Origin of the sequence: Methanosphaera sp. ISO3-F5 (assembly GCF_034480035.2) — an archaeon.
Taxonomy (GTDB): domain Archaea; phylum Methanobacteriota; class Methanobacteria; order Methanobacteriales; family Methanobacteriaceae; genus Methanosphaera.
In genome coordinates, this window is sequence record NZ_CP118753.2 from 1,391,137 (window position 1) to 1,397,433 (window position 6,297).

General features: G+C 30.2%; 1 protein-coding gene. It reads right to left on the reverse strand.

The genetic code is table 11. The annotated features are described in order from the left end of the window. Positions 1-456: 456 nt before the first annotated feature. Positions 457-5,850: an Ig-like domain repeat protein gene (locus tag PXD04_RS17655; RefSeq protein WP_323736131.1), complete on the reverse strand. Its 5,394-nt coding sequence runs from the start codon at positions 5,848-5,850 to the stop codon at positions 457-459. Positions 5,851-6,297: the final 447 nt, after the last annotated feature.

The window sequence follows — 6,297 nt, forward strand, 5'->3', positions numbered from 1 at the left end:
TCATTGTATACTTGTTTATTATGATTATTATTTATTTTATTATATAAAGTGAATTTTATTGTTGATTTGTTCTATACTATTTGAATAATTATTGTATTACTTTTTTGTACAATAATTTTTGGTTATGTCAAATTATGTTAAATATTAATAAGTTAAATTAATAATTAACATTATTTATTATATATTAGATTATATATAAAGTTTTAAAAGGTTAAATGCATTAAATAAGATAATATTAATCCTTGATTAATTGAACAAATTATAAAAAGCTACCTTATTTTGAATAGAATGTTGTACATCTTTTAATTTTTATGAAAAAATATGAAATATTACTAATAAAGGATATTATATTTTAGTAATATATAAAAAAAAGCTATTTAAAAATAATTGAAAAATTGAAGAAAAATGGGAGAAATAAAAATAATCACCCCCACTTCTAATTATATATAATGGTGTTTAGGAAATACTTGTTGTTGTTTCACGTGCACCAAGATAACCCTCACGAGCTCCAGTTACGAGCATGACAGATTTAACCTTAGTACCACTTGCTACTTTAATGCCTGTAAGATCAACTTTACCATCAGACACGGTAAAGTACTTAGCCTTACCATTTTCCTTATAGGTTACTCCATTAATCTTTACACAGACCTTATTTTGTCCAACAAGATACTTGTTCTCATAATCTGTAAATGTTGCCTTAACACTTAAAACATTACCTTTTAATGTTGTTTTTAAGAAGTTAATGTTAACTATGCTTCTTTGTACATTAAATATGTTTGAACCTCTTGCACCAGGATAGTACATACTGTTATTATATACTGCTTCAACAGTATAATTTCTCTGACCGTTTGCATCATAGCCGCCCATACCAGATGGTACGTGATATGCATAGTTGATTACAGTGCTTGTAGCATTGATACGTTTGACTTTACCATTTTCTTTAATAGTTACACCATTAATTTTGAAGATAACATCTCCACCAATTGTTAAGCATGTCTTATTAGTAGCATTCTTAGTTACATCTCTTAGTGTAGCCGTGAATACAATGTCACTATTTTGTTTAGCCATTTTTGGTGTTACATTCACTGTTACTTGAGCATACCTTTTTGTCACACTCATTTCTGCAGTGTTTGCTTTTGCTTCTTCATATTTACTGCTTCCACTATAACTTGCTGTGATATTTTTTCCGTCACGAAGGTAGAGTTCAGCCTTTAATGTGATTGTAACTATTCCATCCTCTACACTTAATTTTAGTGGACTGGTATTATTGGTATTGAAATGTCCGTCCACACGTAATGTTCTTCCATTTACCTTAAATACCAGGTTTCCACCAGTAACTTTGTTTCCAAATTCATCAGTTACATGTGCAGTGAATGTTATGTCTTCACCCACAACTGCTTTTATGGATTCAACTGTTACAATGGTTTTAACCTTTTTAATTGTAAATGTTGTGCTTGCTGTTGAGGACTTATAGTCATCGCCATCATATTTTACAGTTACATTATTACGTCCTACTATTGTTTCTGGATTTACGTATTTGTAGTTTCCAGATTTGTCTGTTGTTACAGTGTAAGTATTGTTGTTTACTTTTACTGTGACAGGTGCATTGTTTATAGGATTTTGTTGTTCGTCTACGAGTTTACCTGTTATGGTTATGGTTTTTTCATCCATTTTCTGATCAGATATCTTGTTTACTGTTATATGTGATTCCATTTTTTCTGCATTGAATTTTTCCTGTGCAGATTTTGTGTTGTATTTGTAGTTATCTGATGTTACTGTAACATTATTGACTCCGCTTACTATGTTGTCTGCTATGACTTCATAGTTTCCATTAGCATCTGTTACTGTGTGTAGGGTTTTGTCGTTTATTGTTACGTTTACTGGGATGTTTGCTACCGGTTTACCGTTTTTATCATATAATTTTCCTGTTATTGTTACTGGCTTGTCTGGTACTGCATTTGTTGGCTTGTTTACTGTTAGTGTAGCATTGTCTTTTATTACATTTACCTTAGTATTATTCTTAGAATTACTGTATACATTGTTTCCAGCATATTCTATGGTTATTGTTTTTTGTCCAAGAGTGTTTGCCTGGATTGTGCTTACAATATTTCCGTTTTCATCTGTTATGACAAGTATTGTCAAATCATCTATGGTTATTGTTGTATTTGTATTAACAATTGGATTGTTTTGTTCATCCACTAGTTTTCCAGTGATTGTTATGTTATCCCCAATTATTGTATCCTGTAATGGGTCGATTGTTATTGTTGTCTTGACTTTTCTTACGGTGAATGTGCCATTAACCGGTTGTGCTATAACGGTACTGTTACCCGCTGTTACTGTAACATTATTTTCTCCCAAGACCACACTTACACCAGTTACAATATAATTTCCACTGGAATCAGTAGTTGTTGGAACTGTCTTATTATTGACTGTTACATTTACTGGTAGGTTTGATAACACATTACCATCAGTATCCGTTACTTTTCCAGTTATGTTAACAAGTGATTTCACTGTTGCATCTTCCGGTAAAGTTAAACCAATATTTGCATTGATTATTATTGATTCAAAGCTTGTTGATGTATTGCTGCCATTATATGTATTGTTACCATTGTAAGTACTTGTTACATTGTGTGTACCTAGGATACGTGTGGAATAATTGAGATTGTATACTCCATCATTTCCTGTAGTTACATTTGCAACATTTACATTGTCAACTTTGATTATTATTGTTGCATTATTTATTGGTTGATTGTCTTCATCCACTAGTTTTCCTGTGATTGTTACGTTGTCTCCGATTATTGTGTCCTGTAATGGGTTGATTGTTATTGTTGTCTTGACTTTTCTTGCTGTGAATGTGCCATTAACTGGTTGTGCTTCAACAGTACTGTTACCCGCTGTTACTGTAACATTGTTTTCTCCCAATACCACGTTTACACCAGTTACAATATAATTTCCTCTGGAATCAGTAGTTGTTGGAACTGTCTTATTATTGACTGTTACATTTACTGGTAGGTTTGATAACACATTACCATCAGTATCCGTTACTTTTCCAGTTATGTTAACAAGTGATTTCACTGTTGCATCTTCCGGTAATGTTAAATCAATATCTGCCTTTATTTTTATTGTTTGGAAGTTTGTTGTGGCATTGCTGCTGTTGTATTTGTTGTTGCCGGCATATGTGACTGTTACATTGTGTGTACCCACAATGCCTGTGGAATAATTGTAGTTGTATATTCCATCCTTGTCTGTTGTTGCATTTGCAACTTTTTCACCGTCAACGTATATGATTACAGTTGTGCCATTTATTGGTTGATTGTCTTCGTCCACTAGTTTTCCTGTGATTTGTGTTTTGTTTCCTGCTTGTACTGGGCTTGTTGCTGTTAATGTTATGTTGGTTTTAATTTTTTGTACATTGAATGTTGTTTTGTTGGATGATGCCTGGATTATGCCTTCACCAGTATAGTTTACTGTTACATTATGTGTGCCTATGCTGGTTGTTGGATAATTGAACCCATATTTTCCGTCAGAGCCTGTGCTTGTTTCTTCTATGAATATGTTGTTTATGTATAGTTTTATTGTTGCTGCTTGTATTGGTGTTTGTTCTTGATTGTCTTTTGTTAATGTACCGTTTATTGTTACATTTTCTCCTATTTTTACTGATTCATTGGCTGATACTGTGATATGACTATTCATCATGTTCTTGGTTAACTTGAATGTTTTTGTGATGTTCTGGTAATGTTTACTTAAAGTAATGTACTTTAATGTTATATTATTTACCTTTTCTGGCAGGTCATCCATCTTGATTTCTATACTTGCCTTACCATCTGTTACGTTGGCTGTTAGGTATTCAGTTGTGTTTTCATTAATGTATACTTTTAATGTGCCGTTTCTTATGGTGTCATTATAGACGTCTCTTAAATCCAGGATTATATCTTCATGGTAGTCAGCATCTATAAGTGCATCTTCTGCAGTTATTGTGTCATTAAGGTAATTGTCTATGTAAATGTTTCCTTTCACTTCACCAGCTAATATGTTAAATAACATGTCCCTTTTATTGTCTGTGTTGTTTACAAAGAGGTTGTTATTTATCTTTGTATCTTCAGTTAATGTGAAAACCCATCCCTCTGAACTGCCAACCCAGTTACTATCAAAAAGGTTATCTTCAACTGTTACTAAAGTATCCTTTATTGAGATAATTGTTGAATTACTTGTTGCATAGTTACTTGTGAAGTTAGATTCTTTTATTATGACTTCACCATTCTCACTAGATATAACACCTGCTTTTTCAGCTTTGTTATTGGTAAAATTATTACCGGATATTTCAGTTTTTAACCTATTATCCAGATAAATTACTCCTCCAAGTGTTTGTGCTTCATTATCTGTGAATTCTGAATTTGTGATTGTAATATTATTTCCTGTAGGAGTATCAAGAGGGGTGGATATTATGTTTTTATTATCATCTGTGTAGTATACCATATTATTTTCTTTATCTACCCTATACCCCTCATCTTCGTCACCAATATAAAGAGGTGTGGAATGACATAACACTGCACCTTTTTCTGCTTTATTGTTAACGAATTTACTATTATTTATGTTAGTATATCCGATTAATAAAGAATCATCATATATAGCATTCCCATCAGCATCTTTATAGAAAAAGTAACGATAAAATGGACTTGCTATTGCTCCACCACTTGAAGCAGTGTTATTAGTAAAATTACAATCATTAGCTGTTAGATTAAAATCATAAATGATTGCTCCTCCAGCTCCGGATGCTCTGTTTTCTGTGAAATTACAGTTATTTAATTCCACTACATTCACATAAAGTGCTCCACCATAAGACTCCTCTAAATCAGTTACAGAATTATCATAGAATGAAGAATCATTAATTATAACATTGTTTGCATTTGAAAATATTGAACCTCCCATATAGAAAGCAAAATTGGAAGTGAAATTAGTATTTTCAATAGTTAAAAAAAATGGAGTGGACTTTCCAGAATTGGATTGGTATATTGCTCCACCTTGTGAAAGATATTCATCATTAGCCTTATTTCCTTCAAAAATGGAATTACTTATAGTTAAATTAGTAGGATTGTTTATATAAATTACACCACCATCACCATAAGCAAAATTGGATTTGAAAGTAGTGTTATTAATTGTTATTATAGCAAAATTTTCAGAATTTTGATATAATACTCCTCCCTTACAATCATTATCCATATAATTATTTTCAAAGAAAGAATTTAGTATAGTTATGTTAGAACTTTCACTATCATGAATAACTGCACCATCGTTCCAATCATCATAACAGTTTTTAACTATAAGTTCATTAATTGTTAAATTCAGTCCTTTATTTATGGTTAGAAATCCGTATTGCTCCTTTCCATCAATGGTTATGCTGTTACCGTTTATGGTTAAGTTTTTTATTGATTTACTTACAATTATACGTTCTGTGATAGTATATGTATCTGTTCCAAGTAAATTTACTGTTAAGTCTTCAGCAGTACTTGTTGTGAGTAGATTATGTAATTGTGAATAATTGTTAACGTTTTCTGGTGTACTTTCTGTTTTTTTGTTTGTTTGACTATTTTTTATTATTTTCTTATTTTCAGAAAGTATGTTGTTTTGATTGTTTTCTGTTTTTTGTACGTTTGCTTCAGTGTTTGACTTGTCTACACTATTTTGTATTTTATCCACATCATAATTGTTGGGTGTGGATAATTTGTTGTCATTTATTTCTTGTGTATTGTTTGTGTCTTGATTGTTTGTTGCTGACACTGCTGTCATACTTATTGTTAGTATGACAGTTATTATAAGAAATATTAGACAATGTTTTTTGTTAAATGTCATATTTTTTATTCTCCTTTGGTAACATTAAGAAAATAATTATTTATTGTCTAGTGGTACACCTAGAATAAAAAAATTTTTTTTAACATTGCTTTTTTTTATTATGTATCATAGTATGTTATATGATACTTTATTTTTTTTGTAATGAAAATATTAATCAAATTAGATATTGATTAATAAATATAGTATATTATTCAAAATATTTATAATTTTTAAATTATCATATATTTTTTAATACGTTTATGTTAATAAATTCCCATTTCGTATACTGTAAAAGAATATTTGATAAAATTATTAGGTATATAATGTATTTTTAAAAAAGATTAGTGGATTTTAGAGTATTTTTAATATGATAATTTATAATAGTTTTATATATTATGTTATTATTGTATTAATCTTATTTTATTGAATAAATTAATGTAATATTAGGATAAAATTTTTGATTAATTG